The organism is Microbacterium sp. zg-Y625 (genome assembly GCF_030246925.1).
In the GTDB taxonomy this organism is placed as follows: Bacteria; Actinomycetota; Actinomycetes; order Actinomycetales; family Microbacteriaceae; genus Microbacterium; species Microbacterium jiangjiandongii.
The window spans coordinates 2,722,335-2,748,508 of sequence record NZ_CP126740.1 but is presented as its reverse complement, the minus strand read 5'-3'; the positions used below and the strand labels follow the sequence as shown (position 1 = coordinate 2,748,508).

The window sequence follows — 26,174 nt, the reverse complement described above, 5'->3', positions numbered from 1 at the left end:
CGGGTCACTGCGGCGTCAGGGTCCATTCGGCCCTCGAGGACACCTGCACCAGGGCCGGGCCCGTCATCTCAGCGGTGTCGTCTGCAGGTCCGATGCCGTTGAAGATGAGGGGGTTGGTCATGCCGTTGCGGTAGGCCCAGACGGCGTGGTTGCCTCGCTGGTCGCCGTTGACGAAGGCCACCGACTCGAACTCGCCGGTCATCCAGAACGCCTGGTCGCCCGTGCCGGTCACGGCGCCGTCGAAGCTCGGTGCGTTCTCGACATCGTCCACGACGAGCTCCCAGGTGCCGTCGGCCTCGACGGTGATCTCCGTCACTGCGGATCCCTCCGCCATGTTCACCAGGCGCGAGCCGGTGTACGCGCCGATGCTGTTCGCGATCAGCCCCTCCTCGGCGTCGGAGGTCACGAGGACGTTGCTGGTGCAGTCCTCGCAGGTGAAGGACACCAGGGCGGCCTTGTCGATGGCGACCGGGACGACCATGTCGCCGGTGCCGGTGAACTCCTCGCGCTCCACGGGGGCGTCGGCATCCTCCTCCGGCTCATCCTCTTCCACAGCGGCCGGGGCCGGGCCGACGCCGGCGTCGTCGGCGTCATCGTCGGCGCCCTGGGTTGCGAACCAGACGACGCCGATCACCAGTGCCAGGGCCACGACGCCGGTGAGTGCCCACACCCACCACGGCACCTTCTTCTTCGGCGCGCTCGGCAGGCCGGTCGAGCCGGCAGCAGGCTGAGCGGGCGTGGTCGTCTCCGTGCTCATGTCGTCTTCCCCCCGGGTTCCGCCGCGGCGTCCGTGCCGCGGATCAGCGCCACCGTAGCGTGCGCAAGCCTCGGACCCCGATGGGGAGAGCTGCCCTTGCGCGCGCCGCTCAGTGTGCGGTAACGGACGACGGACGGGTCGCCCCGCCGCTGAGCAGGGACTGCGCGAGCGTCGTCGATCCGGCCACGGCTGCCGGCATGACGGCGACGGCGCCCAGCGGCACCAGGAAGCACAGCTGGGTGGCGATCCCGAATCCGAGGGTGCGCCCCCGCTGTGCGCGCAGCAGACGTCGCCGCGAGCGTCGGTCGATCCCGCGGGCCGCGAGCGCCCGTGCCGTCAGCTCGTCGGCGAGCAGCCATCCGGTGAGCACGATGCCCGTCGCCGCGCCCAGCGGCGCTCCGACGACGGGCACCAGTCCGCCGAGCGCCGCGAGGACGGCGACGCCCAGCCCGCGGACGACAAGGGCGAGCGAATCGGCGGCGGACCGCCAGAATCCATACGGCGCGTCCAGCCCTTCGCTGCCGGCCTCGGCTTCGACCGCTCGCCAGATGCGGTCGTAGAACGGCTCGCCGACGATCAGGGTGAGGGCCGTGAACGTCACCGCGACGACCACCAGTGCGGCTGCGAACACCGCGGTGCCCGCCGCGAAACGCACCACTGTGAGCCACACGGCCGGCCATCCGTCGGCGAACGGGGTGAGGGCCTCGGCGATCGTCGGCAGGAAGAGCGCCAGCGTCACCAGGCCCGCGAGCAACAGCGCGCCCACGATGGCGGCGGGCACGAGGCCGAGCGCCATCAGCCCGGGCCGTCGACGCCAGAGCCCGAAGCCGCCGGCCAGATCGCCCAATCCCCGGGTCAGTTCGCGCATAGCCCTCCAGCGTAGAGGTCGTGGACTCCACGCCGACGCCGAAGTGGGGTGGCCGGAGTGCCTGACCCTCGACTGAAGCCGGAACAGCGCCCCCCAGCGCCACAGCTTCGTCGGGGTACACCCCGGCCACCTGCTCCTCCCGCGAGACTGCCAGTCCCCCTGGGTGTCTCTTCTCCCTGTCGGTGCGCCGACGCTGTCGGGCCCCGTCGGGTGGCGGGTGAGTGAATGCCAAGTTACCGCCGCGTGGTCAACCGGACGGCGCCGGCAGCGGTTCCCGGACGTTCCCGGACGGTCCCGGAACCACGATCTGCGCAGCCGAGCGTCCCGCGTCCGCGCGCTATGCTCCTCAGCAGCCGGCCGTCGCCCGCGAGCTCTGGGGAGGGGCGAGTGCACACGAACGACCAGCTCCCATCGGGGAGCCTCATGGACCGGTTCGTCGCGGACTTCCAGCTGCTCAGGCTCACGGCCGGCGACGTCAGCTACGCGCAGATCGCGGAGCGGGTGCGCCGGCTGCGGGAGGCCCGCGGAATGAGCGAGGCCGCCGCCTACGTCGGACGCTCCACCGTCTACGATGCCTTCCGTGCCGGCCGGCGCCGCATCAACGCACGGCTGGTGGCGGACATCGCGACCGTTCTGGGCGAGGATGCCGAGCGGGCGGCGTACTGGCGGGATTACTGCGTGCGTGCCCGGGCCGAAGAGGTCGGCCCAGCCACCCCAGCCACCCCGGCCAGTCCTCCCGAAGCCGAACCCGCCCCCGCCCCTGCGCAACCCGTCCCGGCCCCGAGAGACGAAGCCGCGATCCCGCCCGTCGCGTCCCGTCCCGTCGTCCGTTCGTTCCTGCTGGCCAGCACGCTCATCGTCGCGCTGGGGGTCGCCGCCAACATGGCGGGATCGATCTTCGTCCGCACACTCGGGCTGCCGCTGTATCTCGACATGGTGGGCACCGCGATCGTCTCGGTCGCGCTGGGTCCCTGGTACGGCGTCGCCGTCGCGATCCTCACGCACGGATTGTTCGCGCTCTTCGAATGGACCCTCGTGGGAATCCCGTTCACCGTCGTCAACATCGCCGGTGCCCTGGTCTGGGGATACGGCGTGCGGCAGTGGCGAATGGGGCGCTCTCCCTCGCGCGTCCTCGTGCTCAGCCTGCTCGTCGGCGTGTGCTGCACGCTCGTGGCGACGCTGCTGATCATGCTCGTTTACGGCGGGTTCTCGATCAACGCGGGCGCCCGAACGCTGTCGGGCAACCTCGTGGCCATCGGGCACCAGTTCTGGGCGGCGGTGTTCTCGTCGAACATCATCACGTCGCTGATGGACAAGCTGATCTCGGGGTTCATCGCGCTCGCCCTTCTGCCGCTTCTCGTGCGCCATCTGGCCGCTGACCTCCGCCTTACGCGCGACCCTTGACGATGAGGTTCCAGTAGACCCAGGGCAGCACGTAGCGGTCGAGGATCCACGTCAGGCGGCTTTCCCGCATCGACCCCTTCCACCAGGGCAGGGTCGGCTCCGGGTCACCGTCGCGGTCGAACTCCGCGAACACCACGGTGTCGCGCGAGACGGTGAAGGGGCACACCGAGTAGCCGTCGTACCGGGCAGGCAGCGGCCGTCCCTCGAGCGCGGCGAGCAGGTTGTCGACCAGCACGGTGCTCTGGGTGCGGATCGCTCCGCCCGAACGGGGCGTCTGCGTCTCGGCGGCATCGCCCAGTGACCACACGGTCGGCACTCGGCGTGAGCGCAGCGTCTCGGGATCGATGTCCACGTATCCGCGGGCGTCGGTGAGTCCCGAGGTCTCCAGCCAGGCCGGCGGCCCCTGCGGCGGCTCCGCGTGCAGCAGGTCGTAGCCCAGTACCTCTTCCCGGCCGCCGTGCGCGAGGGTCACGGTGCGCGCGCCGGCATCCACGCTCGCAAGATCGGTCCCCCGGCGCACCTCGATCCCGTACTCGGCGACCTTTCGCCGCAGCTCGGCGTCGACCTCGGCGACGTGGAAGAGCTCGGGCTCGGGGGTGACGAAGACGACGCGGATGTCGGCGAGCACACCGCGGTCACGCCACCAGTCGCAGGCGAGGTACATCGGCTTCTGCGCGGCGGCGGCGCAGGATGCCGGGCTCGGCGACTGCACGAACACCACCGTGCCGCCGGTCACGTCCCGCAGCGCCGGCGATGCCTTGCGCGCGAGATCCAGGTCGTAGTTCGAGATGCCGGCCTCGGTCTGCATGGCTTCGGCGAGCCCGGGGACGGCGTCCCAGAGCATGCGGATGCCGGGGCAGATCACGAGATCGTCGTAGGGCAGCTCCGCGCCGCCGGCGACCTGCACCACGTGGCGTTCCGTGTCGATCGCGGTGGCGGAATCCTGCACCCACCGGACGCCGCGCGGCGTGACCTTCGCCTGCGGGCGCACCGCGTCGGCCACCCGCGCGCGGCCTCCCGCGATGTGCGACTGCAGCGGCGCGAAGATGTGCGTCCCGCGCGGTTCGACGACGGTGACCTGCCGCACCCCGGCCCGTCGCAGCCGCCCCGCCGCGCTCAGGCCGGCGTTGCCCCCGCCGATCACAACCACTCGGTGGGCCGCCCGGGCCGTACGCGCTGCTTTCGTCATGCTTCCAGTAGCCGGCGTGCGGCGATGCGTGCCAACGGGCTTGCCGGGCGGAGGGGGATCGCCTAGGCGTTCGCGGCCCTGGGGGAGAGCACACGGCATCGGGCTTGGCAACCACCTGCACGGCGGGGCCGCTCGTGCGGATACTGCTGGACGGGCCTCGCCCCAGGGCGCCCTGCACCACGGAAGGACGGCAACAGTGAGCCAGCAGCAGAACACCCGCACCGACGCGCCACACCCCGACAAGGCGGACAAGCCGGACAAGCCCACCGAGATCAGCAAACGCTCCTGGAAATACGTTCTCGGCAAGACCATCAGGGAGTTCACCGCCGACGGGTGCGTGGATGCCGCGGCGGGACTCACCTACTACGCGGTGCTGGCGATCTTCCCGGCGCTCATCGCGATCTTCTCGCTCCTGGGCGTCGTCGGCCAGAGCGGCGCCGCCGCCGACGCGGTGCTCGGCATCGTCGAGGACGTGGCCCCCGGCGGCACCGCCGACGCGCTCCGCGGCCCCGTCGAGCAGCTGTCCGCGGCCCCCGGCGCCGGGCTCGCCCTGATCATCGGCATCCTGGTGGCGCTGTGGTCGGCCTCGGGGTATGTCGGAGCCTTCAGCCGGGCCATGAACCGCATCTACGAGATCGAGGAGGGGCGGCCCTTCTGGAAGCTGCGTCCGATGCAGCTCGTGGTCACGATCATCGCCGTCGTCTCGTTGACCCTCGTCGCGATCGGTCTCGTCCTCTCCGGTGACGTCGCCGACGCGGTCGGCGGCGCGCTCGGCCTCGGTGAAGGCGTGCGTCTGGCCTGGGACATCGCGAAGTGGCCGGTGCTGCTGCTGATCGTGGTCTTCCTCGTCGCGGTGCTGTACTACGCCACCCCCAACGCCAAGCAGCCCAAGTTCCGCTGGGTCAGCATGGGGGCGCTGCTGGCGATCGTCGTGCTGGCGCTGGGGACGCTCGGGTTCGGACTCTACGTCGCGAACTTCTCCAACTACGACCGCACGTACGGGTCCCTCGCCGGGGTGATCATCTTCCTGCTGTGGCTCTGGATCGCGAACCTGGCTCTCCTGTTCGGAGCCGAATTCGACGCCGAGCTCGAGCGTGGCCGGCAGCTGCAGGGCGGCATCGCGGCGGAGGAGAACATCCAGCTGCCGGCGCGAGACACCCGCAAGAGCGACAAGCGTGCCGAGAAGGAGCGCGAGGACGTCGCGGAAGGGCGTCGCATCCGCCTGGAGCACGAGGGGGACGGGCGGGGCTGAGGCCCCGGCACGACGAACCTCTCCCGGGTGCGCTCACAGTGCTGCCGGCGCACCGCGGCATCCGGATGAGAGACTCCTCACGTGGATCCGGCTCGTGTCCGCCCTGCCTGGTTCCGCAGCGCCTAGTGTGAGGACAACAGGTCCCGCAGACGCCGCTCAATCGCCGTCACACCAGCACCCCGAATCGCTCGTCCAATCGCCTTCTTTGCACACTCTCCGCGACCTGATCCGCGATGGTTTGGAGAGCGCCATGGGCATGCTGTATTACGGGACCGCCGATTCACCCGTGCACATCGACGACGTGTTGCTTGCGCACCTCAAGGTCGTGATGTTGACCAAGCTGCGGCGGGGCGAGAGCTTCACCGTCGCCTGGCCGCACGATGAGCACAGCCCCTCCGGGCGCACGACCCTGTGGATCGCGCCGAGCATCGCCCTGCGGTTCCTGTTCGACTCGCCGGAGCCCGCTGCGCTGGACCCGCGGCGGATCCGGGACCTCGCCGATCAGGTCTCCCGCACGGGATCGCTGAGTCTGCCGGCGCTGTTCACCCCGGCAGTCGGAGCCGGCTATGCGCAGCGCAGCGTGCCCGCCCGTCACCCGCGCCAGGGCACCTCGCTCAGCCGGGCGTAGCGGATGCCGGTGGCGTCCCAGCCGGGTCCGAGCGACGCGACGCGCTCAGCGAACTCCGCCGGGTCACGGTCGCCGGCGGCCGACCAGCCGACCTCGGCGAGCGCAGCAGCGCGGGGGAACGCCAGGTGCTCGACGTCGGCGATCGTGAGCGCCGTCTCGGTCCACAGTGGAGACTCGACGCCGAGGATGTCGGATTCCGCGAGACCCTCGACGATCGCCGTGGGCTCCCATCCGTACGCGGCGGCGAAAGACGTCGGTCCGTCGGCCCAGTCCAGCCCGAGCGCGTAGCCGCCGGGCGTGGGGAGATCCTCGGGGTACCGGATGTCGAGGTACGCGACGTCGGCCGGCGACATGATCACCTGACCGCCGTGGGCGACCACCGCGCGCACCTGGTCTGCGGCCGGCGCCACCGGCTGCAGATAGCTCCAGTACTGCGCGACGGTCCCGGCGGGGAGGTCATCGCACGAACCGATCTCGTGCCAGCCGATGACGCGCTTTCCGGTGGCGGCGGCGGCTGCCGTGATGCGCCGGACGAGATCGCGATAGTCCTCCGCCGATGTCGACCAGGATTCGTCGCCTCCGACGTGCAGCCACGGACCGGGCGTGAGCGCGGCGACCTCGCCGAGCACGTCGCGAAGGAATCGATCGGTCACCTCCGCGCGCTCAGGTGAAGCGCTCAGTGACGAGAATCCCACCTCGATGCCGTGGTAGGCCTCCCGGGCGACGCCGTCGGCGTTGAGTTCGGGGTAGGCGTGCAGCGCCGCGTTGGTGTGTCCGGGCAGGTCGATCTCGGGAACCGAGGTGATGAAGCGCTCGGCGGCGTAGGCGATGATGCGGCCGAGGTCATCCTTCGTGTAGAAGCCGCCCGGGGCGTCGCCTACCGCGCCGGCTGCGCCGACCGCGGTCAGGTCGGGCCAGCTGTCGATCTGGATGCGCCACCCCTGGTCGTCGGTGAGATGCAGGTGCAGCACGTTGATCTTCAGCAGCGCCAGGGCGTCGATGAGCTTCAGCACGTCGGCGACGGGGAAGAAATGGCGCACCACGTCGAGCATGACCCCGCGGTACCCGAAACGAGGGGCATCGTCGACGTGCAGCACGGGCAGCTGAGCGGAGGCGGCCAGATCGACCGGCAGCAGCTGCAGCAGCGTCTGCGTGCCGCGGAAGAGCCCTGCCCGCTCGGGCGCCGAGACGGTGATCGCAGCGGAGGTGATGTCGAGGGTGTACGACTCATCCGCGATGTGGTCGTCCGAGGCGCCGCGGGAGCCATCGGGCCCGGTCAGTTCGAGCACGATGACCGCCGCATCGTCCGCGTCCACGACGGAGGGCGCCGCTCCCCGGCCGCGGAGGGACGCTGCCAGCAGCTCGGCCACCGGTCGAGCCGCTCCGGCCGCCGCGATGCCCGGCGTCGTGCCGAGGGTGAGCGCCTCCTCGTCCGGCGACATGCGCAGCGTGCGGGGGCGGGGGACGATGGTGAGCATCTTCACTCCTGTAGCGGCCAGTGTTCGCGGTGAGCAACGGCTGTCGATGGAATCGATCCGTGACTTGATCATAGGCGGAGTGGGGGTAGTGTGAACGCAAACATCCATCTCATCGACGGAGATGGCGAACGCATGATCTCGCAGCTGCCGCCGATGGAAGCAACGCCGCTCGACATCGGTGCGGCATCCTCGAAGGGGAGCGATCACATGACATCGAAGTTCCGCGCCGGACGTCCCGTCGCCGTCACAGCACTGGCGGCTCTGTCCGCCGTCGCACTCGCCGCCTGCAGCAGCGGCGGCACCGGCACCGGCACGACGGCGGGCTCGTCCGACGACGTGGTGGAGCTCAGCTACATCCATCGCCTCCCCGACGGTGAGGGCATGACCGCCGTCGCCGACATCGTCGAGCGCTGGAACGCCGAGAACCCCGGCATCCAGGTCAGCGCCACCAAGTTCGACGGTGCCGCCAGCGACCTGATCCTCAAGCTCGAGACCGATGTCAAGGCGGGCAACGGCCCCTGCCTGGCACAGGTCGGGTACTCCGAGGTGCCGCAGCTGTTCGTCAAGGGGCTGCTCGAAGACGTCGCAGAGCACGCGGGGGACTACAAGGACGACTTCGGCGCCGGTGCGTACGCAATGATGACCGTCGGCGACGCGGTCGTGGGTCTGCCGCAGGACACCGGCCCCCTCGTCTACTACTACAACCAGGCAGAGCTCGAGAACCTCGGGCTCACGGTCCCGACCACGATCGAGGAGCTCTCGGCCAGCGCTGCCGTCGCCGCCGACGCGGGCAAGTACCTCGCCGCCTTCACGCCCGACGAAGGCCTCAACTGGCTGTCGGCCCAGTCCGCCGCCGCCGGTGATGCCTGGTTCGACACCTCGGGTGACGCCTGGAGCGTCGACGTCGAGGGCGCCGGAAGCCAGCGGGTCGCCGGCTTCTGGCAGGGACTCATCGACGGGCAGGACGCCCTCGTCACCGAGCGCTGGGGCGAAGGGTTCACGCAGGCCGTCAACAACAGCACCCTCATCGGCCACATCGGCGCGGCGTGGGAGGCCGGCTTCATGCTCGACTCGCTCGACGGCACGCCGGCCGAGGGCCAGTGGCGCGTCGCCCAGCTGCCCGACTTCGGAGCAGGCGAGCTCTCGGGCCCCGACGGTGGCTCCGGCGTCGCCGTGCTCTCGGGCTGCGAGCACCCGGCCGAGGCCATGGCCTTCAACGGCTGGTTCAACACCCAGATCGACGACCTCGCGTCGCAGGGCCTCGTCGTCGCCGCCAACGGCACGCCGGAGACCAGCGAGAAGATGCTGCGTCAGTTCGGCGGCCAGGACGTGCTGGCCGAGCTCGCCACGGCATCCGCTCGTATGAACCCCGAGTTCGTCTACGCCCCCGGATTCGCCTCGCTGACCACCATGAACGAGACCGCTTCGGCCGTCGCGTCGGGCGGAGCCACCGTCGCGGACATCTTCACGACCGGCCAGAACGACGCGGTCGCGGCGCTGAACGACCTGGGTCTGCCTGTCGCGGACTGACGCACCTCGCTGACAACCGCTGAGCCGGCGGAGCGCATGGACGCCCCGTGCACTCCGCCGGCTCCTGCACTGGAAAGACGATGAGATGACACTGACCACCCCGCCCACCGTGGCCGCAGCGGCAGCGAAGGTCCGCGCGACCCCGCCGACGCGAAAGGAGCGGGGCCGACGCGGCGGCAGCCGTCGCGAGGCCGTGACCGGGTGGCTGTTCCTCGCCCCCTTCGCGATCCTGTTCGTCGTCGTCTTCGTCGTGCCGATCGTCGTGTCGATCCGCGCGTCGATGTTCTCCGAAGTCCCGTCGGGCGAGGGCCTGTACGGCGGCGGGGAGCTCGTAGAGACCTTCGTGGGCTTCGACAACTTCGCCATAGCCATCGCCAACCAGACGTTCTGGGCCGGTATGGGCAGGGTCGTGCTCTACGGCCTCGTGCAGATCCCGGTGATGACGATCGCCGCACTGGGGCTCGCACTGCTCCTGGACTCGTTCATCGTCCGCCGCCCCGGCTTCTTCCGCCTTGCTTTCTTCCTCCCCTACGCCATCCCGGGTGTGATCGCCGCGATGATGTGGCTGTATCTCTACACGCCCGAGGTGTCGCCGTTCATGCCGTACCTCCCCGAGGGGACGGACTTCATGGCGCCGGGGACGATCCTGTTCTCGATGGGGAACATGACGACCTGGACCTACACCGGCTACAACATGCTCATCTTCCTCGCGGCGCTGCAGGCCGCGCCGCGGGAGCTCTACGAGGCCGCGCGCATCGACGGCGCGAGCGGCTGGCAGATCGCGGTCAAGATCAAGGTGCCCCTGGTGCGCGGAGCCGCGCTGCTGGCGGTGCTGCTGTCGATCATCGGCACCATCCAGCTCTTCAACGAGCCCACCGTGATGGAGAGCCAGAACCCGTGGATGGGCAAGGGTTACACGCCGATGATGCTCACCTACAACTCGCTGCTCGGGGCGGCCTCGCCCTCGGGCACGGGGATCGCATCGGCCTACTCGCTGCTCATGGCCGTCATCGCCGGCGTGCTGGCCATCGTCTACGCGCTGCTGCAGCGCCGTAAGGGAGGAAACTCATGACCACCGCGATCCGCACCGGCAGACGGCGCGCCCGCGAGGTCGAGGTCGACCTTCCCCCCAAGAACGCGCTGCCCACGCTGCGCGGCAAGATCGCCGGCATCACCGCCCTGGTCGTCGCCGCGATCTACTTCCTCGGCCCGGTGTACTGGCTGCTCATCGCCGCCACGAAGAACAACCGCGACCTGACGTCGACCTTCGGGTTCTGGTTCGCCGAATGGAACCTCGGCGCCAACTACGACAGCCTCATGTCCTGGACCCAGGGCATGTTCTGGCGGTGGGTCGGCAACTCGATCTTCTACTCGGTGACGGCAGGCGTCATCGGAACGCTCTTCGCGGTGATGGCGGGATATGCCATCGCCAAGTTCTCCTTCCCGGGCAAGAAGATCGCGGTGGGTGCCATCATGGCGGGCCTGCTCATGCCGGTCGCGCTGCTGACGGTGCCGCTGTATCTGGAGTTCCACGCGCTGGGTCTGGTCGACACGGTGTGGGCGATCATCATCCCGTCCGCGGTGTCGCCCTTCGGCGTGTTCCTCGGCATGGTGTACGCCCAGTCGGTGCCGACGGAGCTGCTGGAGGCGGCGCGCATCGACGGAGCGGGGGAGATCCGCATCTTCTTCACCATCGTGATGCGCCTGCTCGCGCCGGCCATGGTGACCATCTTCCTGTTCGTGTTCGTCGCCACGTGGAACAACTTCCTGCTGCCCCTCCTGATGGTCTCGTCGCAGGAGCTCAAGCCGGTGACACTGGGGCTGTTCGGCATGATGAGCTACTTCTCCCCGGACAAGGGCGCAGTCATGCTCGGCGCCCTGCTGGGTGTGGTGCCGCTGATCGTGCTGTTCTTCACGCTGCAGCGCTACCTGCGCTCGGGATTGGCCGCCGGCGCCGTCAAGGGCTGATCCCACATACGAAGAGACCCCCGGCGCTGCGGCGCCGGGGGTCTCTTCGTTGCGTTGCGGGGTCAGGAGCCGATGAACTCCTCGGCCTCGCCCAGCGAAGGCGCGTCGCGCACCTCGAGGGTCGTGGGCAGCTGCTCCAGGTCCATGACCCGCACCTCGTTGCGTCCGGACCGCCAGAGCGGCGCGGGGGCGTAGAAGGTCTCCTGCGGGCCGACGCTCCAGTAGCGGCCGATGAGGAAGCCGTTGACCCAGATGAGTCCCTTGCTGCCGCCGGGCACCGCGAGCCAGGCATCCGCCGGCGTCTGCACGTCCACGGTGGCCACGGCGAAGCCGTCGGCGGGTGCGTCGCCGCCCCGACCCGTGAGCGAGCCGTCCAGCGGCACGATGCGGTGCGTCCAGCCGTGCACGTAACGGCGGCCGAGCAGCACGCCGCCGATGATGCCCTTGTGCTCGCCGATGTGCGGCCCGTAGTTGATGCGCCCGAGGCTCTCCACCACGAGGGTCAGCTCGTGGTCGCCGGCGCGGCCTTCGATCACGACGCTCGTGGTGCCGTCTCGCTCGAGCGTGGCGATGCGCTCGCCGTCCAGCAGCACGGCTGCGCGGTCGTGCAGGCCACTGATCGACAGCGTCGTCTCGGCTCCGATGTGCACCCGGGTCTGGTAGGCGACGATGCCGTCCGCCACGCCCAGCTCCTCGAAGGTGGCAGGGTTGGACCGCGCCTCGCCGGCAGGGAGGGCGCCCAGCGCGCGGGCGAGGCCGCCTTCGCCGGTGAAGGCCACCGTCTGGCGCGGCAGGAACACCGGCTCGGCGGGGATGTCGGGAAGCGGGCCGTCGTGGAAGGGGCTGAAAGAGGCCCGGACGGCGGCGAACTTGTCACCCAGCCGGCCGTCCTCGGCGATGGGGGCGTCGGAGTCGTAGCTGGTCACCGTCGGCTGCAGTACGCCGTCCCAGTTCGCCCCGGCCCACAGTCCGAAGTTGGTGCCGCCGTGCGCCATGTAGAGGCTCACCGAGCCGCCGGCATCCAGCAGCGCATGGACGGTGCCGATCATGCTCGCCGCACTGCGCACGTGGTGGCGCTCGCCCCAGTGGTCGAACCAGCCGCCCCACAGCTCGCTGCACAGCAGCGGTGTGGCGGCGGGGAGGAGGGCCTGGGCGGTGTCGACGCCGGTTCCGAAGGTGAAGCTCGGCATGGCGCCGTCCACGGAGCCGTGACGCTGCATGTCGGGCGTGATCCCGTCGGCGGTGGTGAGCAGCTCGACGATCCCGTGTGCGCGCAGCAGGTCGCGCTGGTGCTCGAGATAGGCGCGGTCCGAGCCGAACGAGCCGTACTCGTTCTCGACCTGCACCGCGACGATGGGTCCGCCGTACGCCGCCTGCAGCGGGGCGAGGCGCGGGAGGAGGTGGCCGTACCACTCCTCGACGGCGCGCAGGTAGCCGGGGTCGCTGCTGCGGACGTGGCGGATGCGCCCGGTCAGCCATGCCGGCAGTCCGCCGTTGGACCACTCGGCGCAGATGTACGGGCTCGGCCGCAGGTAGACGTCCAGGCCCACGTCCGCCGCGATGCGCAGATACCGCTCGATGTCGCGCCACCCGTCGAAGCGGGGCGAGCCCTCGATCTCCTCGTGGAAGTTCCACGGGATGTATGTGTCGACGGTGTTCGCGCCCATCGCCGCGAGCCGTCGCAGGCGGTCCTCCCACTGCTCGGGGTGCACGCGGAAGTAGTGCACGGCCCCGGCGAGCATGCGGTGCGGCCGGCCGTTGCGCAGCAGGGTGCTGTCCGAATATGTGAGCGCGGCTACCGGGCTCTGCGCCCTCGTCGTCGTCATCGGGTCCATCCGCAGGATTCCTCTCGGATTTCGGGGCCCGTCTATCCGAGCTGCCGTGATGTTTGCGTTCACATCACCTAACATTCTGCCCTACTTCGCGTCGCGTTGGCTCGTTATCCTCGCTGCTCACTACGATGAGTGGATGCCGCGCCGATCCTCCGGGGACAGAGCCCCCAGTCAGATCGACGTGGCGCGCGTCGCCGGGGTGTCCACGCAGACGGTGTCGCGCGTGATCGGCGGCCAGTCCAACGTCCGCCCCGAGACGGCGCAGCGCGTCATGGCCGCGGTCGACGCGACCGGATACCGGCTGCACGCCGCCGCGGCATCCCTCGCCTCCGGTCGTACGCGCATGCTCGGCGTCATCACCGTCTCCACAGCGCGCTACTCCACGAGCGCCATCCTGCTCGGCGTCGAGGCGGTCGCCGCCGAAGAGGGCTACGCCGTGACCACCGCGAGCGTGCCGCATCATTCCCGCCCCGGCGCCTTCGTCGATGCCTTCGACCGGCTGGAGCGTCAGGGTGCAGAGGGCATCGTGCTGCTGGCTCCGGTCGGCTTCCTCGCCGACGCCCTCGGCAACCGCACCACGCGCACCCCCACCGTCGGGCATCGCCAGGACGCGGGCCTGGGCGACGACGCGCTCATCGACCAGCGGGCGATCGCGCGCGCGGCCACGGAGCACCTGCTGGACCTCGGCCACGCCACGGTGTGGCACGTCTCCGGTGACGAGTTCTGGCAGGAGTCGGTGGCTCGCCGCGAGGAATGGGAGCAGGTGCTGCGCGAACGCGGAATCGCTGCGCCCCCGGTGATCCCCGGGGACTGGTCGCCCGAATCGGGCTACCGCGCCGGTCGTACGATCGCCGCGATCCCCGACGTCACCGCGGTGTTCGTCTCCAGCGACGAGATGGCCTTCGGCCTCATGCGCGCCCTGCACGAGGCCGGCCGCGCGGTTCCCGGTGACGTCTCGGTGACCAGCGTGGACGACATCGCCCTGGCGGCGTACGCGACCCCCGCCCTCACGACCGTCCGGCAGCCGTTCGAACAGGTCGGGCGCACTGCCGCCGCCCGCGTGATCGCGCTCATCGAAGGCGGCGAACCGCCGACCGTCGCCCGGCTCGAGCCCGAGCTCATCGTGCGTTCCTCGACCGCCGCGCCCGTCGCCGCCGGCTGACGTCACCGTTCGGGTCGCCGGAGAGCGCACGTTCCGTGCGGGCGCTTGCGCGCACTAGACTGACGCAAAGCCCGCGCGAACAATCAAAATCGATCAAAAACAGATCAGTGTTGGTGCGGAGGAAGAGGCGCAGCATGATCACCACGTCCACCCACATGGAGAACGAGCTGCGCTCGCAGCCCGAGACCTGGGCGCGCGCTGCCGAACTGGCGCGCACCACCGACGTGCTTCCGCAGCGAGGAGCACGTGTGGCAGTCGTCGGCTGCGGCACGTCCTGGTTCATCGCCCAGGCCTATGCCACGTTGCGCGAGCGCAGCGGCGCGGGTGTCACCGACGCATTCGCGGCATCCGAGATGCCCGACCGCGACTACGACGCCATCGTCGCACTGACGCGCTCGGGGACCACGACCGAGGTGCTGCAGCTGGCCGAGCGGGTGAAGGGGCGCACGCCCGTCATCGGCGTGGTCGGCGATGAGACGTCTCCCCTGATCGGCCTGCTGGATGCCGCCGTCACGCTGCCCTTCGCCGACGAGGTCTCGGTCGTGCAGACGCGTTTCGCGACGACGGCCCTCGCCTTGTTCCGTGCCTCGCTCGGCGAGGACCTGGCGCCGGCGATCGCCGATGCCGAGCGGGCCATCGCGGAGGATCTCGACCCCGACCTCGTCGCCGCCGAGCAGTACACCTTCGTGGCCGGCGGATGGGCCATCGGACTCGCGCACGAGGCGGCGCTGAAGATGCGCGAGGCGTCGCAGTCGTGGACCGAGTCCTACCCGGCCATGGAATACCGCCACGGTCCGATCTCCATCGCGGCGCCGGGACGGGTCACGTGGGCTTTCGGCGACATGCCCGCCGGCCTCGCCGATGACGTCGCCCGCACCGGCGCGCGCTTCGAGCAGAGCGGGGTGGACCCCATGGCCGACCTCGTCCGTGCCCAGCGCGTCGCGCTCGCCCGTGCCCTGTCCCGCGGACTGAACCCCGACGAGCCGCGGAACCTGACGCGGTCGGTCATCCTCGACGCATGAATGAGGGCGTGCTCGGCGACGGCGCCGTCGTCCTGGCTTTCGATGTGGGGGGCACGACGACCAAGTCGGCCCTGGTGGACGCGGCGGGCCGCGTGCGCGATCTCCGCCGCACCCCGACGCCGTGCTCGGGCGCAGACCCGGCCGGCGCCATCGCCGCCCACCTCGCGACGCTGGCCGAGGCGCACCGGGCCGTCCATCCCGAGCTGGTCCCGCAGGCCGCGGGACTGAGCGTCCCCGGCCTCGTGGACGAGCAGACGGGAGTCGGCATCTTCTCGGGCAACCTCGGCTGGCGGGACGCACCGTTGCGGGCGCTTGCAGAGCAGGCGCTGTCGCTCCCCGTGGCCTTCGGGCACGATGTGCGCGCCGCCGGCGTCGCCGAGCAGATGTGGGGCGCCGCCCGCGGTCACCGCGACGCCGCCGTCATCGTCATCGGCACGGGCATCGCTTCGGCTCTCATCGTCGACGGCGTCCCCATCGTCGGCGGCGGCTACGCCGGCGAGATCGGCCACGTCGTGACCGACCCCGCGGGGGAGCGCTGCCCGTGCGGCGCGGTCGGCTGCCTCGAGACGGTGGCGTCGGCCGGCGCCATCGCCCGTCGATTCGGGCGGCTCGCCGGACGGCCCGTGCAGGGCGCCCGGGACGTGCTCGGGGCGCTGCACGCCGGCGATGAGAACGCCCGTGCTGTCTGGACCGACGCGGTCGACGCGCTCGCGCGGGAGATCGCACGGCTGGTGACGCTGCTCGCCCCGGGCGTCGTCGTGGTGGGCGGCGGTCTGGCCGAGGCCGGCGACGACCTGTTCGCCCCGCTGCAGGCGCGGCTGGACGAGCTGCTGACCTTCCAGCGTCGTCCGCTGCTCGTGCGCGCGACGCTCGGCGAGGATGCCGGCCTGATCGGCACCGCGCACCGTGCGCGGCAGCACCTGTCGGCGCCCGCGCCATGATCCTCACGGTCACCCCCAACCCGGCGCTGGACTGCACATGGCGGGTCGAGCGGCTCGTTCCCGGCGACTCCCATCGCGTACCGACCGGAGCGCAGCGCGCCGGCGGCAAGGGCATCAACGTCGCCCGTGTCCTCACCGGCGCCGGTCTCGACGCGTTCGCGCTGACCACGGCGGGCGGCCACAGCGGGGAGATCCTCGCCGCGGACCTGCGCGCCGCCGGCATCCCGCATCGGCTGATCCCCGTCGCCGCCGCCACGCGCCGCAGCATCGCGGCGGTGGACGACGCGACCGGGGAGACGACCCTCCTCAACGAGGTGGGAGCGGCGCTGGCCGCCGACGAGTCTGCCGCGCTGTTCGCCGGCGCCCGCACCCTCGCGACGGGCGCCGATGTCACGGTGATCTCCGGCAGCCTGCCGCCCGGGATCGACGCGGGCAACGTCCGCGCGCTCGTGGCGGACATCGCGGCATCCGGCGTGACGACCATCGCCGACGTCACGGGCCCGGCGCTGCTGGCGGCGGCGGAAGCTGGGGCGCACGTGGTCAAGCCGAACGCGGTGGAGCTGCGCGAGACGACCGGATCGACAGGAGTGGTGGCCGGCGCCCGGATGCTGCGGGACCGTGGCGCCGGGCTCGTCGTCGTGTCGCTCGGCGCCGACGGCATGCTGTTCGTCGGCGGCGCCGACCCACACGCGGTCCTGCGCGCCCGGCTGCCGCGCCGACTGCGCGGCAACGCCACGGGCGCCGGCGATGCCGCCGTCGCCGCGATCGCCGCCGTGCTCGCCGGGCGCGGCACCGGCGCATCCGACCTCTCCCACGCCGAGCTCGTCGAACTCGCGCGTGCGGCCGTCGCCTGGTCTGCTTCGGCGGTGCTCATGCCGCTGGCCGGCGAGCTCTCGCCCGAGCGCGAGCAGCTGGCGACCGACGTGATCTTCGACACCGACATCAGGGACCTGACATGACGCTGACCTCCACCCGCACGATCCTCGACGAGGCGCGCGCCGCCGGCACCGGCAGCGGTGCCTTCAACGTCATCCACCTCGAGACGGCGGAGGCGCTGGTGCGCGCCGCGGAGGAGTCCGGTCTGCCGGTCATCCTGCAGCTGTCCGAGAACTGCCTGCGCTATCACGGCGCACTCGAACCCCTCGCGGTGGCCACGCTCGCCCTCGCCGCGGCATCGAGCGCGCGCGTCGCGGTGCACCTGGACCATGCCGAGGATGCCGAGCTGGCGCTGCGCGCCATCGATCTCGGCTTCACCTCGGTGATGTACGACGGCGCGAAGCTCGAGTTCTCCGCCAACGTGGCGACCACGCGCCGGGTCGTCGCTGCCGGTGACGCTGCCGGGGTGCTGGTCGAGGCCGAGCTCGGCGAGATCGGCGGAAAGGACGGTGCGCACGCTCCGGGTGTGCGCACGGATCCCGCCGAGGCGGCGGCCTTCGTCGCCGAGACGGGCGTGGGGGCGCTGGCGGTGGCGGTGGGCTCCTCGCACGCGATGGCCGAGCGCACCGCCGTGCTGGACATCGACCTCATCGCGCGGCTGCGCGACGCCGTGCCGGTGCCGCTCGTGCTGCACGGATCGTCGGGCGTGCCCGACGACACGATCCTGGCGGGCATCGAAGCCGGTCTCACGAAGATCAACGTGTCCACGCACCTCAACGCGTTCTTCACCCGCGCCGTGCGCGCGCACCTCGACGAGTACCCGAGCGTCGTAGACTCGCGCCGATACATCGATGCCGGGAGGTCCGCCGTGGTGGTCGAGGCGACACGCCTGCTGGAGCTGTTCGCCGCCCCACGGAGGGTCGGGTGAACCGAGCCGAGCGGTTGAGTGCGATCCTCGATCTGCTCGCCGAATCCGGGCGGCTGCAGGTCGAGGACATCGTCGAGCGGCTGGGCGTCTCGCCGGCCACCGCCCGCCGGGATCTCGACGCACTGGCCGAGCAGCAGTTGCTCGGCCGTACGCGCGGCGGCGCCGTGTCGCACTCGGTCGCCTACGACCTGCCGGTGCGCTACAAGAACCAGCAGCGCCGCGACGCCAAGCGTGCCATCGCGCGCGCGGCCAGTGCGCTCGTGCCCCGAGGCGCGATCGTGGGGCTGTCCGGCGGCACGACCGCCACGGCGATCGCGGACGAGCTGATGTCCCGCGGCGATGTCATGGTGCATGCCGACGACCCCGGCCTCACCGTCGTCACCAACGCCGTGAACATCGCCATGCAGCTCGCGCTGCGCCCGCAGATCAAGACGGTGGTGGTCGGCGGCGTGCTGCACCCCCGGTCGTATGAGCTGGTCGGGCCCCACGCCGAAGAGGCTCTCGCGCGGATCAACCTCGACCTCGCGTTCATCGGTGCGAACGCGCTGCATCCCGATCATGGAGCAACCACCCATGATGAGCGCGAGGCCGCCGTCAACGCGGCGATGGCCCGTCGCGCCGAACGGGCCGTGCTGGTGGTGGACTCCGCCAAGCTCGACAAACGCGTCTTCGCGGTGGTGGGGCCGGAGCGGCTCTTCGACACGGTCATCACCGACGGCGAGGCGACCGCGGAGCAGCGAGCCCGGCTCACTGACCGGGGCTACGACGTCATCGTCGCTGCCGACTGAGCCCGTCCGCCCTCGCGTGAGTATTCACGCGCTCGAGTGAGTATTCGGCACGCCGAGTGAGTACTCGACGCGAATACTCACTCGGCGACGCGAATACTCACTCGGCGTTGCGAATACTCACTCGGCGTGAGGCGGGGGATCAGGCGGCGACGGGCTGGCGGAGCTCCACGACGGCGGCTGCGGGGGCGGTCTCGGCTTGCCACGAGAGCGAGACGCCCGCCGACGAGTTCGCCATCGTCGCGAGCTCGCGCAGCAGCTCGGGGTCGAGCGTCTCGGGCTCGGGATTCTCGAACACGAAACGCAGCGGGATCGACGGCTGCAGCCACAGGGTTGTCCGCCCGGCGGCGGTATTGTCCGGATGCCGCCAGGAGAGCGTGAAGCTCTCGTTGCGGCGAAGCTTCGTCGCGATGACCACCTTGATGTGGGCCAGCAGACGGTCAGGGATCTCGGTGGCGGTCGTGTCCGCACCGTAGTAAAGAAGTCCCACTTTCTGCTCCTCGCTTGTCGGCCGTGCGGGGTGTGCACGACGCAATTTGTGTCCTACTTCTATAGCGAAGTGTGACACCCGATGTCAATTACACCACGTATGTAATACAGATGGTGTGTAATCGACTGTGCCTCACATCGAGAGCACTACACTGAGGAGAGTCGACATGTCCGTGATCATCGATGCAGCACCCTCGACGCAGGCGCGTGCCGCCTGGTTCCAGGTCGAGCCGGGGTTCTGGGTCGCGAACACGGACGGTCGCTACCTCGGCGCAGTCGAGCGGCTGCGTTCGGGCGGATTCAGTGCCCGCGATGAGACGGGGGTAGAGGTGGGATGGTTCGCCGCCCTCGCCGAAGCCCGCGACGCGGTCACCTCCGAAGCCAGGTAGTCCGAACCCCGGAGAAGACATGCCCCAGAGCGTCGTGCGCCATGAGAACGAGCACCTCTACGCCGACCCGCCCGCGACGGCTGCGGGGAGCACCCTGAGCGACGCCATCCTGCGGATGCGCCGCGGCGAACGCGCGCAGGCGCAGCGTGCGCATCAGCGCGCGGGTCTGCGGGGCGTCGACCTCACGGCGTTGAGATACCTGGTGCAGGGCTACCGCGACGAGCGGGACATCAGCCCGAAGGATCTGCTCGTCATGCTGCGGACCTCCAGCGCGACGATCACCAACGTCGTCGAGCGCCTCGTCGGCCGCGGCCTGGTGGAGCGCGTGCAGCACCCGCGCGATCGCCGCGCCCACTACCTGGTGCCCACGGCCGAGGCGATCCGCGTCGTCGACGCGGCATACTCCGCCCACCACAGCGCGATCGTCGAGGTCATCGACTCTCTCACCGAAGAACAGGCCGAGATCGGCGCCCTTGTCATCGGCCGGCTGGCCGAGCGGCTCGACGAACTCGACCGCGTCGAGCTCCTCGCGTCCGTCGACGCGCTGCGCTGAGCGTCAGCGCAGTCCGAGCGGCACGCCCGTCACCGACTCCAGTCCGGTGACCGTCACCCAGCCGTCGGCGAGGTGCGCGGCATCCGTCCCGGGCTCCGGCGCATGGGGGAGATCCTCGACCGCCAGGCGGATGTGATGCTCCTCGCGCTCGCTCAACGTCGTCTGCACGATGCCGAAGGGGGCGAGCGTGGATTCCCGGATGCCGCGATGCGAGGCGCTGTTCGGCGCGTTCACGTTCAGCACGGTTCCCGGTGGCCGCTCGAGCAGTTGGGGAAGCAGGTTCAGGGCGGCCTCGGCGGCGACCTCCCAATGGAACTCCACCGGGCGCATACCGACGTCCAATGAGACGGCGATCGCCCGGGCGCGGTTCAGCCCGCCGGTCAGCGCTGCTCCCACCGTGCCCGAGTGGATGATCGCCCGGCCGACGTTCGCGCCGTGGTTGACCCCGGAGAGCACGACCTCCGGGGGCTCGCCGAACGCACCGTGTGCGGCGATCAGCGCAATGAGTCCGGGGCCGCCGTGCACGGCGAAGGCGGGAAGGTCCTCCAGGCCGACCAGGGTGCGCCGTTCGACGGCGATGCGCCCGTCGCGGTCTTCGGCCATGATCGACGCACTCGCGCCGCTGGACTGCTGGGCGGGGGCGGCTACGGTGACGTCCAGGCCGGCTGCGCGCGCGCGGCGTGCCAGCGCGTGCAGGCCGGGAGCGTCGATGCCGTCGTCGTTGGTGATGAGCGCCCGCGTCACCTCTCCTCCTCCGGCTCCGCCAGGGCCGCGAGGCCGTGCGGGCTCACCCGGCCCATGACGGGCTGCTCGGGGAGCGCTTCTTCGCTCCCGTTGGCATCGCGCACGACCACCGTCTCGAGCAGAGCCGCGATCGCGGCCGGGTCGCCGGTGCCGAGCCCGTGGCGCGTCACGTTGAGGGCTCCGGCCGCCGCGCCCAGTCGCACCGCGTCGCGCGGGGTGTCGCCGGCAGCCATCCCCGCCGCCAGCCCTGCCGTCAGCGAGTCGCCGGCGCCGTGGTCATCGGCCACCTGCAGCTGCGGCGTGCTCACTTCGAGAAAGCCCCGTGCGTCCAGCAGCAGCAGCGGCTCTTCGGCGCGGGAGACGACGACGGTCCGCGCTCCGCGCTCGCGCAGGGCGCGCATGGCCCTTCTGACCGCGCCCACCGACCTGTCCGAGATCAACCGGTCGGCCAGCAGCTCCTCGTCGCTCACCTTCAGCACGTCGACTCCGCCGGCGAGGGCGGCCGCGAGGCGTGACCCGGCCAGGTCGACCACGACCGCGGCCCCGCCTTCGCGCAGGTCCGCAGCGAGCCGGCGGTAGGTGTCGGCGGGGAGGATGTCGTCGCGACCCGGTCCGCTGAGGATCACCAGGCGCGACTCGAGACCCTCCGCCAGCGTGGCGCCGTACAGCTCGTCGAGCTCGTGGCGGCCGAGGGGGTCGCCGCCTTCGTCGGCGATCACGACGCGCTGTCCGCCGCGGCGGTCGTGCACATAGGCCGAACCGCGCCCGTCGCGGCGCACCGGGACGACGACGATTCCCTCGTCCTCGAGCAGCCGCCGCAGTACGCGGCCGGTCTCACCCGTGAGGGTGCAGCACATGGAGACGGTGCGGCCGAGCCGCAGCAGCATGCGCGCCTGCCAGACGCCCTGGCCGCCGGCGTGGACGTGGATCTCGTCCCCCGACGGGTGGTCCTCGACCGTGACGGTGAGGATGGGGGAGGGGGCGAAGATCGTGACGTCGCTCATGTCGGCGACGTTACGACCCTGTGCGCTCGGGCGCACCCCCTCCGGCGGCGGCGTCGCCTCAGGCGGCCGGTCCGAGTCCCCGACGGGCGGTCGTCGCCATGGGGCAGTCGAACGGGTCGCGCGCTGCGAGGCCCACTCGGTTGAGGTAGTCGATGACGATGGCGTACGACTGGATCAGGCTGGTCTCGGTGTAGGGCACGTTGAGCTCTTCACAGGCCTTCATCACGATCGGGCGGGCCTTGGCGAGGTGCGGCCGCGGCATGTTCGGGAACAGGTGGTGCTCGATCTGGTAGTTGAGGCCACCCATGAGCCACGTCGCCCACCAGCCGCCGCGGATGTTGCGCGAGGTGCGCACCTGCTTGCTGAAGAAGTCCAGCTTCGCGTCCTTGGCGATGACGGGCATGCCCTTGTGGTTCGGCGCGAACGAGGCGCCCATGTAGACGCCGAAGACAGCGACCTGCACGAAGAAGAAGGCGATCGCCATGCCGAGCGGCAGGAAGACGAAGATCGGCGTCCAGACCACAGCGTGCCGCACCAGCAGCAGCGCGATCTCGCGGAACCGGCCCTTGATCGGCTCCCGGTTGAACAGCAGGTGGCGGAACGCCAGCGCGTAGAGGTTCAGGCCTTCGAGGGTCAGCAGCGGGAAGAACAACCAGCCCTGACGCTTGGTGATCATGCGTCGCACGCCCCGTGCCGACGCGGCATCCTCGTCGAGGAACGAGATCGTGTCGATCTCGATGTCGGGGTCCTTGCCCACGCGGTTGGGGTTGGCGTGGTGGCGGGTGTGCTTCGTCGACCACCACGACACGCTCATTCCGACGATGGCCGGGCCGATGAAGCGGGCCAGGCGGTCGTTGGCGGGTCCCGACGCGAAGATCTGGCGGTGCGCCGCCTCGTGGGCGAGGAACGCGACCTGAGTGAACAGGATGCCGGATGCCGCGGCGACGGCCAGCTGCCACCAGCTGTCCCCCAGCGAGAAGAAGGCGACGATGCAGCCGGCGAAGCCGGCGAGGATCGCGAGGCCGACGAGCGCATAGAACCCGCGCGCACGCTGCAACAGACCCTTTTCCTTCACGGCCTGCGACACATCGGTGTACGCCCGCGTGATGGGCGGGAACTCCTTGGTCCCTGCGTAGGTCTGTCGGATGGGCCCCATGGTTGAGGCGGTGGAGGTCTTTGTGGCGGTGGCCGTTGCGGAGATGAGAGCACCTGCTTCCTCGGAGGCCTCGGGGGACCTGGCGTGGGCTGACGGCGTGTGCCACCTGCTGGGCTTCACACTACGCGCTGGTCCATGCGGCTTGCGGAATGTGATAAGGGCGGTGGAACGCACGAAGGCCGGCACGCCATGAGCGTGCCGGCCTTCGAGAGAAACTCAGAGTGCGCGGATGTTCGCAGCCTGCATGCCCTTGGGGCCCTGCTCGGCGTCGTATTCGACCTTCTGCGTCTCGCGGAGCTCCTTGAAGCCGTTGCCGGCGATCGCGCTGTAGTGCGCGAACAGGTCGGCAGAGCCGTCATCGGGTGCGATGAAGCCGTAGCCCTTCTCGGAGTTGAACCATTTCACGGTGCCAGTGGCCATCGTGTCTTTCCTTCTACTTTTCGGGCCGCAAGTGCGACCGATGGTGCCGTGCCGACGTATGCGACGCGGACGGGTGAGCCGCGGGTGTGCCGCGGAGATCGTGGGAGACGGGCTCTCTCGCCACTCTACGACGGCGCGCTGTGCGCTGTCGATGGTTGCGTGAGAACCGAGGTCCTGGCCCAGGGGGCCGTGGGCGGTGAAACCGGATGCCGCACGCGCGGCGAATCCGGCGTACTCGCCGCCGAGAGTGGCGACGAACACATCGCGATCGGCTTGGCGCCAATCGAGCGGGTGCTGCGCGACGGTGTCGCAGCGGGTGACAGAAGACAAAAAATAGAAACTTTCATGTGTGGTGCCTGGCGTCTTCGTGACGCGGACTGGCACGCGGTTCCCGAACGGGGTTGAATAACCTTAGCACGGGTTCGAGGGTGGCTCGCACCGCGGGGGGTCAGTCGGCGTCGATCTGCGCCAGAAGCTGCGAGAGCGCGGCATCCACCGTCGCTTCGAGAACCGCCTCCGGTCCGCCCTCGAGCTGCAGTGCGCGGTGACCTGCGCTCTCCCGCGTCGCCCAGCCGATGAAGACCGTTCCGGGTTCGTGGCCGTCCTCGGGGTCCGGTCCGCCCACTCCCGTCGTCGACACGGCGAGGTCGGCATCCATGAGGTCTCGCACCCCGGTCGCCAGCTGCTCCGCGCACGCCGCGGAGCAGGGGTCGGTGCCGGGCGTCAAGCCGAGGAGGTTCTCCTTCACCTCGGTGCGGTACGCCACCACTCCGCCGGCGAACCACTCGCTGGCGCCGGAACCGGCACCCACTCGGCTGGCCAGCAGCCCGCTCGTGAGGGACTCGGCCGTCGCCACCCACAGTCCCCGGTCGGCCGCCGCCTGCGCGAGGTCGTCGATCATGCTCACGACGGGTCGACCTCGTCCGCCTCCTGGTCGAGGTCCGGCCCGCCGGGGCGCACGGCGGCGTCGTCGCGGATGTCGATGCGGGTGACTCCGTCACGATGGGTCACGTCGATGCGCGGGTCGGCATCGGACTCGACGGCGTCGGGCGCGGCGAGCAGCTGATCGCGGCGCTTCTGTTCATCTGTCATGTCGTCGGCGGTCATATCCCACACCGTAGGCATGCTGGACAGGCGTCGCCGAGGGCTTTACATCGGGCAGCGGCTGCACTATCCACCGCGCTGCAGGTGGATCAGCCGGCCGACTCTGTCGGGATGAGCGACCCGGGCGCCGGCTCCGGGACGATTCTCAGGCCGTTGGCGCTGCTGGCCTCCTGCATGAGCGCTTCCACCCATTCGCGGTTGATGGCGGGCTGCCTGCTCCCGTGGAAGTGGAAGACCATCGGGACGGCGGGGTGCATCCAGACGCTGCAGGACACGTGCGGCTCGGTGTGGTGGAACATGAACGGCTCCCCGCGGCGGAGCTTGTTCATGATCACGACCCGCAGGTGTGCCAGCGTCCGGTCTTCGATGTCAAAGGACCGGTTGCCGCTGCCGTAGACGAGTTTTCCCACATGACAACCGTAGATGGCTCGATCACGGCGCACCAATCGCGCGCCACCGGCGCCACGCGCTCAGCGTGCGGCGAACGGCGACCGATGCGCGATGGGGATCGGCTTGGTGCGCCGTGACTCCGCAGCGGGACGCAGGGACGCCATCGCGGTGCCGATCACCGCGTCGAGGGTCGGATGCCTGCTGGCTGCGGTGCCCGCGGCGACCCAGATCGCCTCGTAGTCGCCTTCGTAGGTGTATTCGACGTAGGCGAGCAGGGCCAGCCCGGCATCCTCTTGGGCGCGGTCGCACAGTCTCCAGGCGCCACGTCCCAGCGGCTCCACCCGGATGCGCCCGGTAGCCGGCGTGTATTCCATGGCGTCACTCGAATCGGGGGGCGGGACGCCCGTGGTTCCGCGGGGACGGATGAGGGGGACGGTGAGACGGCGTAGGGGAATCCATGGTCAATGCCTCCACTCGAAGCGTCCCCATGCGCTCTCGGAGGGGGGAGGGGATTGACAACAGGGCCGTCGTCGGTTAGCCCCGGAGGGGGGGCTACCGGCGGTCGTCGGTGGTCTGCCCGTAGACGTTCTGGTACCGGTCGTAGAGGCGGTCGATCGCGTCCTGCGGGATCGGGATCACCGCGCCGCCCTGCCGGGCCAGGTGCACCGTGCGGGCCACGTCCTCCACCATCACCGCGGCCTTCACAGCATCCTTCGCACTGGCACCGATCGTGAACGGGCCGTGGTTCTGCATCAGCACCGCCCGCGACCGATGCCCGGTCAACGTCTCCACGATCCCCCGGCCGATCGAGTCGTCCCCGATGATCGCGAACGGACCCACCGGCACCTCCCCGCCGAACTCGTCCGCCATCGCCGTGATCACGCACGGGATCGCCTCACCGCGCGCCGCCCACGCCGTCGCGTACGGCGAGTGCGTGTGCACCACCCCGCCCACCTCCGGCATGTTCCGGTACACATACGCGTGCGCCGCGGTGTCGCTCGACGGGGCCCGGTCGCTGCCCGGCGTCCCCGGGACGACGTTGCCGTCCAGGTCGCAGAGGATCATGTTCTCCGGCGCGAGGGCGTCATACGACACCCCCGACGGCTTGATCACGAACAACTCCGCCCCCGGCACCCGACCCGACACGTTCCCGCCCGTCCACACCACCAGCCCGTACCGCACCAGCTCCGCGTGCAACGCCGCGACCTCCGCACGCACCCGGGCGATCGCGACCTCGGTGTCGTCGGAAAGGGGAGGAGTGAGGCTGGCCATGGGGGGATGTTACCGGTGACATCGGCGATCGCC

The 26,174-nt window shown here is 70.5% G+C and carries 29 protein-coding genes; 14 read left to right on the top strand and 15 right to left on the bottom strand.

Annotated elements, in window-relative coordinates; all coding sequences use genetic code 11:
* Nucleotides 1–4: 4 nt before the first annotated feature.
* Both QNO14_RS12850 and QNO14_RS12845 read right to left on the bottom strand, forming a co-directional pair.
* Nucleotides 5–757 carry a hypothetical protein gene (locus tag QNO14_RS12850; RefSeq protein WP_257505608.1) on the bottom strand — a complete coding sequence of 251 codons (753 nt, stop codon included), beginning with the start codon at nucleotides 755–757 and terminating at the stop codon, nucleotides 5–7.
* 109 nt (nucleotides 758–866) lie between these two features.
* Entirely contained in the window at nucleotides 867–1,625 is a 759-nt protein-coding gene (locus tag QNO14_RS12845) for an EI24 domain-containing protein (protein WP_257493942.1), read from the bottom strand.
* A gap of 387 nt (nucleotides 1,626–2,012) precedes the next feature.
* On the opposite strand from QNO14_RS12845, the gene QNO14_RS12840 reads away from it, so the two are divergent.
* Nucleotides 2,013–3,029, top strand: coding sequence for a helix-turn-helix domain-containing protein (locus tag QNO14_RS12840; RefSeq protein WP_257505607.1), 1,017 nt, complete (start codon nucleotides 2,013–2,015; stop codon nucleotides 3,027–3,029).
* Here the strand turns inward: QNO14_RS12840 and QNO14_RS12835 are convergent.
* Nucleotides 3,013–4,218: an NAD(P)/FAD-dependent oxidoreductase gene (locus QNO14_RS12835; protein WP_257493940.1), complete on the bottom strand. Its 1,206-nt coding sequence runs from the start codon at nucleotides 4,216–4,218 to the stop codon at nucleotides 3,013–3,015. The genes QNO14_RS12840 and QNO14_RS12835 overlap by 17 nt on opposite strands.
* A gap of 196 nt (nucleotides 4,219–4,414) precedes the next feature.
* Between QNO14_RS12835 and QNO14_RS12830 the strand changes: the two genes are divergently transcribed.
* Nucleotides 4,415–5,470, top strand: a complete 1,056-nt coding sequence (locus QNO14_RS12830) for a YihY/virulence factor BrkB family protein (protein ID WP_257493939.1) — start codon at nucleotides 4,415–4,417, stop codon at nucleotides 5,468–5,470.
* Nucleotides 5,471–5,720: 250 nt separating this feature from the next.
* Entirely contained in the window at nucleotides 5,721–6,098 is a 378-nt protein-coding gene (locus QNO14_RS12825) for a DUF7882 family protein (protein WP_257493938.1), read from the top strand.
* Here QNO14_RS12825 and QNO14_RS12820 read toward each other — a convergent pair.
* On the bottom strand, nucleotides 6,062–7,576 hold the full coding sequence (locus QNO14_RS12820; RefSeq protein ID WP_257505606.1) for a beta-N-acetylhexosaminidase: 1,515 nt from the start codon (nucleotides 7,574–7,576) through the stop codon (nucleotides 6,062–6,064). The two genes, QNO14_RS12825 and QNO14_RS12820, sit on opposite strands and share 37 nt — an antisense overlap.
* Before the next feature lie 90 nt (nucleotides 7,577–7,666).
* Between QNO14_RS12820 and QNO14_RS12815 the strand changes: the two genes are divergently transcribed.
* From QNO14_RS12815 to QNO14_RS12805, 3 genes are all read left to right on the top strand, one after another.
* Entirely contained in the window at nucleotides 7,667–9,106 is a 1,440-nt protein-coding gene (locus tag QNO14_RS12815; RefSeq protein ID WP_257505604.1) for an ABC transporter substrate-binding protein, read from the top strand.
* A gap of 85 nt (nucleotides 9,107–9,191) precedes the next feature.
* Nucleotides 9,192–10,178, top strand: a complete 987-nt coding sequence (locus QNO14_RS12810) for a carbohydrate ABC transporter permease (protein WP_257493935.1) — start codon at nucleotides 9,192–9,194, stop codon at nucleotides 10,176–10,178.
* Nucleotides 10,175–11,074, top strand: a complete 900-nt coding sequence (locus tag QNO14_RS12805) for a carbohydrate ABC transporter permease (protein ID WP_257493934.1) — start codon at nucleotides 10,175–10,177, stop codon at nucleotides 11,072–11,074. Before QNO14_RS12810 ends, QNO14_RS12805 begins: the two co-directional genes overlap by 4 nt.
* A 62-nt stretch (nucleotides 11,075–11,136) precedes the next feature.
* On the opposite strand, the gene QNO14_RS12800 is transcribed toward QNO14_RS12805, so the two are convergent.
* On the bottom strand, nucleotides 11,137–12,900 hold the full coding sequence (locus QNO14_RS12800) for a glycoside hydrolase family 35 protein (RefSeq protein WP_257505603.1): 1,764 nt from the start codon (nucleotides 12,898–12,900) through the stop codon (nucleotides 11,137–11,139).
* A gap of 142 nt (nucleotides 12,901–13,042) precedes the next feature.
* On the opposite strand from QNO14_RS12800, the gene QNO14_RS12795 reads away from it, so the two are divergent.
* The 6 genes from QNO14_RS12795 to QNO14_RS12770 all read left to right on the top strand — a co-directional run bounded on the left by QNO14_RS12795 (nucleotide 13,043) and on the right by QNO14_RS12770 (nucleotide 18,623).
* Nucleotides 13,043–14,068, top strand: a complete 1,026-nt coding sequence (locus QNO14_RS12795) for a LacI family DNA-binding transcriptional regulator (RefSeq protein WP_257493932.1) — start codon at nucleotides 13,043–13,045, stop codon at nucleotides 14,066–14,068.
* 134 nt (nucleotides 14,069–14,202) lie between these two features.
* Nucleotides 14,203–15,090: an SIS domain-containing protein gene (locus tag QNO14_RS12790; RefSeq protein ID WP_257493931.1), complete on the top strand. Its 888-nt coding sequence runs from the start codon at nucleotides 14,203–14,205 to the stop codon at nucleotides 15,088–15,090.
* Nucleotides 15,087–16,031 carry an ROK family protein gene (locus tag QNO14_RS12785; RefSeq protein ID WP_257505602.1) on the top strand — a complete coding sequence of 315 codons (945 nt, stop codon included), beginning with the start codon at nucleotides 15,087–15,089 and terminating at the stop codon, nucleotides 16,029–16,031. The genes QNO14_RS12790 and QNO14_RS12785 overlap by 4 nt, the downstream gene beginning before the upstream one ends.
* Entirely contained in the window at nucleotides 16,028–16,990 is a 963-nt protein-coding gene (locus QNO14_RS12780; protein WP_257505600.1) for a 1-phosphofructokinase family hexose kinase, read from the top strand. Before QNO14_RS12785 ends, QNO14_RS12780 begins: the two co-directional genes overlap by 4 nt.
* The gene (locus tag QNO14_RS12775) at nucleotides 16,987–17,835 is read left to right on the top strand and encodes a class II fructose-bisphosphate aldolase (protein ID WP_257493927.1); all 849 of its coding nucleotides are present in this window, start codon (nucleotides 16,987–16,989) and stop codon (nucleotides 17,833–17,835) included. Before QNO14_RS12780 ends, QNO14_RS12775 begins: the two co-directional genes overlap by 4 nt.
* On the top strand, nucleotides 17,832–18,623 hold the full coding sequence (locus QNO14_RS12770) for a DeoR/GlpR family DNA-binding transcription regulator (RefSeq protein WP_257505599.1): 792 nt from the start codon (nucleotides 17,832–17,834) through the stop codon (nucleotides 18,621–18,623). The genes QNO14_RS12775 and QNO14_RS12770 overlap by 4 nt, the downstream gene beginning before the upstream one ends.
* A 139-nt stretch (nucleotides 18,624–18,762) precedes the next feature.
* Here the strand turns inward: QNO14_RS12770 and QNO14_RS12765 are convergent, their stop codons facing one another.
* Nucleotides 18,763–19,110 (bottom strand): DUF7882 family protein, encoded by a 348-nt coding sequence (locus QNO14_RS12765; RefSeq protein ID WP_257493925.1) that lies wholly within the window; start codon nucleotides 19,108–19,110, stop codon nucleotides 18,763–18,765.
* Between the two features lie 166 nt (nucleotides 19,111–19,276).
* Between QNO14_RS12765 and QNO14_RS12760 the strand changes: the two genes are divergently transcribed.
* On the top strand, nucleotides 19,277–19,498 hold the full coding sequence (locus QNO14_RS12760) for a hypothetical protein (RefSeq protein ID WP_257493924.1): 222 nt from the start codon (nucleotides 19,277–19,279) through the stop codon (nucleotides 19,496–19,498).
* 19 nt (nucleotides 19,499–19,517) lie between these two features.
* Complete coding sequence (locus QNO14_RS12755; RefSeq protein ID WP_257493923.1) at nucleotides 19,518–20,051, top strand: MarR family winged helix-turn-helix transcriptional regulator; 534 nt, start codon at nucleotides 19,518–19,520, stop codon at nucleotides 20,049–20,051.
* A gap of 3 nt (nucleotides 20,052–20,054) precedes the next feature.
* Here QNO14_RS12755 and surE read toward each other — a convergent pair whose 3' ends face one another.
* The 9 genes from surE to QNO14_RS12710 form a co-directional block, all read right to left on the bottom strand.
* Nucleotides 20,055–20,795 (bottom strand): 5'/3'-nucleotidase SurE, encoded by a 741-nt coding sequence (surE, locus tag QNO14_RS12750; RefSeq protein ID WP_257493922.1) that lies wholly within the window; start codon nucleotides 20,793–20,795, stop codon nucleotides 20,055–20,057.
* Complete coding sequence (locus QNO14_RS12745; protein ID WP_257493921.1) at nucleotides 20,792–21,799, bottom strand: 1-phosphofructokinase family hexose kinase; 1,008 nt, start codon at nucleotides 21,797–21,799, stop codon at nucleotides 20,792–20,794. Before QNO14_RS12745 ends, surE begins: the two co-directional genes overlap by 4 nt.
* Nucleotides 21,800–21,857: 58 nt before the next feature.
* Nucleotides 21,858–22,955 (bottom strand): fatty acid desaturase family protein, encoded by a 1,098-nt coding sequence (locus QNO14_RS12740; protein WP_257505598.1) that lies wholly within the window; start codon nucleotides 22,953–22,955, stop codon nucleotides 21,858–21,860.
* Nucleotides 22,956–23,171: 216 nt separating this feature from the next.
* Nucleotides 23,172–23,375 carry a cold-shock protein gene (locus tag QNO14_RS12735; RefSeq protein ID WP_191718937.1) on the bottom strand — a complete coding sequence of 68 codons (204 nt, stop codon included), beginning with the start codon at nucleotides 23,373–23,375 and terminating at the stop codon, nucleotides 23,172–23,174.
* 448 nt (nucleotides 23,376–23,823) lie between these two features.
* Nucleotides 23,824–24,276 (bottom strand): CinA family protein, encoded by a 453-nt coding sequence (locus QNO14_RS12730; RefSeq protein WP_257505723.1) that lies wholly within the window; start codon nucleotides 24,274–24,276, stop codon nucleotides 23,824–23,826.
* 2 nt (nucleotides 24,277–24,278) lie between these two features.
* Entirely contained in the window at nucleotides 24,279–24,482 is a 204-nt protein-coding gene (locus QNO14_RS12725) for a hypothetical protein (RefSeq protein ID WP_257493919.1), read from the bottom strand.
* A gap of 86 nt (nucleotides 24,483–24,568) precedes the next feature.
* Nucleotides 24,569–24,889, bottom strand: coding sequence for a DUF7882 family protein (locus QNO14_RS12720; RefSeq protein ID WP_257493918.1), 321 nt, complete (start codon nucleotides 24,887–24,889; stop codon nucleotides 24,569–24,571).
* Nucleotides 24,890–24,949: 60 nt separating this feature from the next.
* Nucleotides 24,950–25,243, bottom strand: coding sequence for a hypothetical protein (locus QNO14_RS12715; RefSeq protein ID WP_257493917.1), 294 nt, complete (start codon nucleotides 25,241–25,243; stop codon nucleotides 24,950–24,952).
* Nucleotides 25,244–25,421: 178 nt separating this feature from the next.
* Nucleotides 25,422–26,141: an L-ribulose-5-phosphate 4-epimerase gene (locus QNO14_RS12710; protein ID WP_257505597.1), complete on the bottom strand. Its 720-nt coding sequence runs from the start codon at nucleotides 26,139–26,141 to the stop codon at nucleotides 25,422–25,424.
* Nucleotides 26,142–26,174 lie beyond the last annotated feature (33 nt).

Bases quoted from the DNA above. Each gene is read 5' to 3' on its own strand.
- QNO14_RS12850 (WP_257505608.1), bottom strand. From the start codon at position 757: ATGAGCACGGAGACGACCACGCCCGCTCAGCCTGCTGCCGGCTCGACC.
- QNO14_RS12845 (WP_257493942.1), bottom strand. From the start codon at position 1,625: ATGCGCGAACTGACCCGGGGATTGGGCGATCTGGCCGGCGGCTTCGGG.
- QNO14_RS12835 (WP_257493940.1), bottom strand. From the start codon at position 4,218: ATGACGAAAGCAGCGCGTACGGCCCGGGCGGCCCACCGAGTGGTTGTG.
- QNO14_RS12825 (WP_257493938.1), top strand. From the start codon at position 5,721: ATGGGCATGCTGTATTACGGGACCGCCGATTCACCCGTGCACATCGAC.
- QNO14_RS12820 (WP_257505606.1), bottom strand. From the start codon at position 7,576: ATGCTCACCATCGTCCCCCGCCCCCGCACGCTGCGCATGTCGCCGGAC.
- QNO14_RS12810 (WP_257493935.1), top strand. From the start codon at position 9,192: ATGACACTGACCACCCCGCCCACCGTGGCCGCAGCGGCAGCGAAGGTC.
- QNO14_RS12805 (WP_257493934.1), top strand. From the start codon at position 10,175: ATGACCACCGCGATCCGCACCGGCAGACGGCGCGCCCGCGAGGTCGAG.
- QNO14_RS12800 (WP_257505603.1), bottom strand. From the start codon at position 12,900: ATGACGACGACGAGGGCGCAGAGCCCGGTAGCCGCGCTCACATATTCG.
- QNO14_RS12795 (WP_257493932.1), top strand. From the start codon at position 13,043: ATGCCGCGCCGATCCTCCGGGGACAGAGCCCCCAGTCAGATCGACGTG.
- QNO14_RS12790 (WP_257493931.1), top strand. From the start codon at position 14,203: ATGATCACCACGTCCACCCACATGGAGAACGAGCTGCGCTCGCAGCCC.
- QNO14_RS12785 (WP_257505602.1), top strand. From the start codon at position 15,087: ATGAATGAGGGCGTGCTCGGCGACGGCGCCGTCGTCCTGGCTTTCGAT.
- QNO14_RS12780 (WP_257505600.1), top strand. From the start codon at position 16,028: ATGATCCTCACGGTCACCCCCAACCCGGCGCTGGACTGCACATGGCGG.
- QNO14_RS12775 (WP_257493927.1), top strand. From the start codon at position 16,987: ATGACGCTGACCTCCACCCGCACGATCCTCGACGAGGCGCGCGCCGCC.
- QNO14_RS12760 (WP_257493924.1), top strand. From the start codon at position 19,277: ATGTCCGTGATCATCGATGCAGCACCCTCGACGCAGGCGCGTGCCGCC.
- QNO14_RS12755 (WP_257493923.1), top strand. From the start codon at position 19,518: ATGCCCCAGAGCGTCGTGCGCCATGAGAACGAGCACCTCTACGCCGAC.
- QNO14_RS12745 (WP_257493921.1), bottom strand. From the start codon at position 21,799: ATGAGCGACGTCACGATCTTCGCCCCCTCCCCCATCCTCACCGTCACG.
- QNO14_RS12740 (WP_257505598.1), bottom strand. From the start codon at position 22,955: ATGGGGCCCATCCGACAGACCTACGCAGGGACCAAGGAGTTCCCGCCC.
- QNO14_RS12735 (WP_191718937.1), bottom strand. From the start codon at position 23,375: ATGGCCACTGGCACCGTGAAATGGTTCAACTCCGAGAAGGGCTACGGC.
- QNO14_RS12730 (WP_257505723.1), bottom strand. From the start codon at position 24,276: ATGATCGACGACCTCGCGCAGGCGGCGGCCGACCGGGGACTGTGGGTG.
- QNO14_RS12725 (WP_257493919.1), bottom strand. From the start codon at position 24,482: ATGACCGCCGACGACATGACAGATGAACAGAAGCGCCGCGATCAGCTG.
- QNO14_RS12715 (WP_257493917.1), bottom strand. From the start codon at position 25,243: ATGGAATACACGCCGGCTACCGGGCGCATCCGGGTGGAGCCGCTGGGA.
- QNO14_RS12710 (WP_257505597.1), bottom strand. From the start codon at position 26,141: ATGGCCAGCCTCACTCCTCCCCTTTCCGACGACACCGAGGTCGCGATC.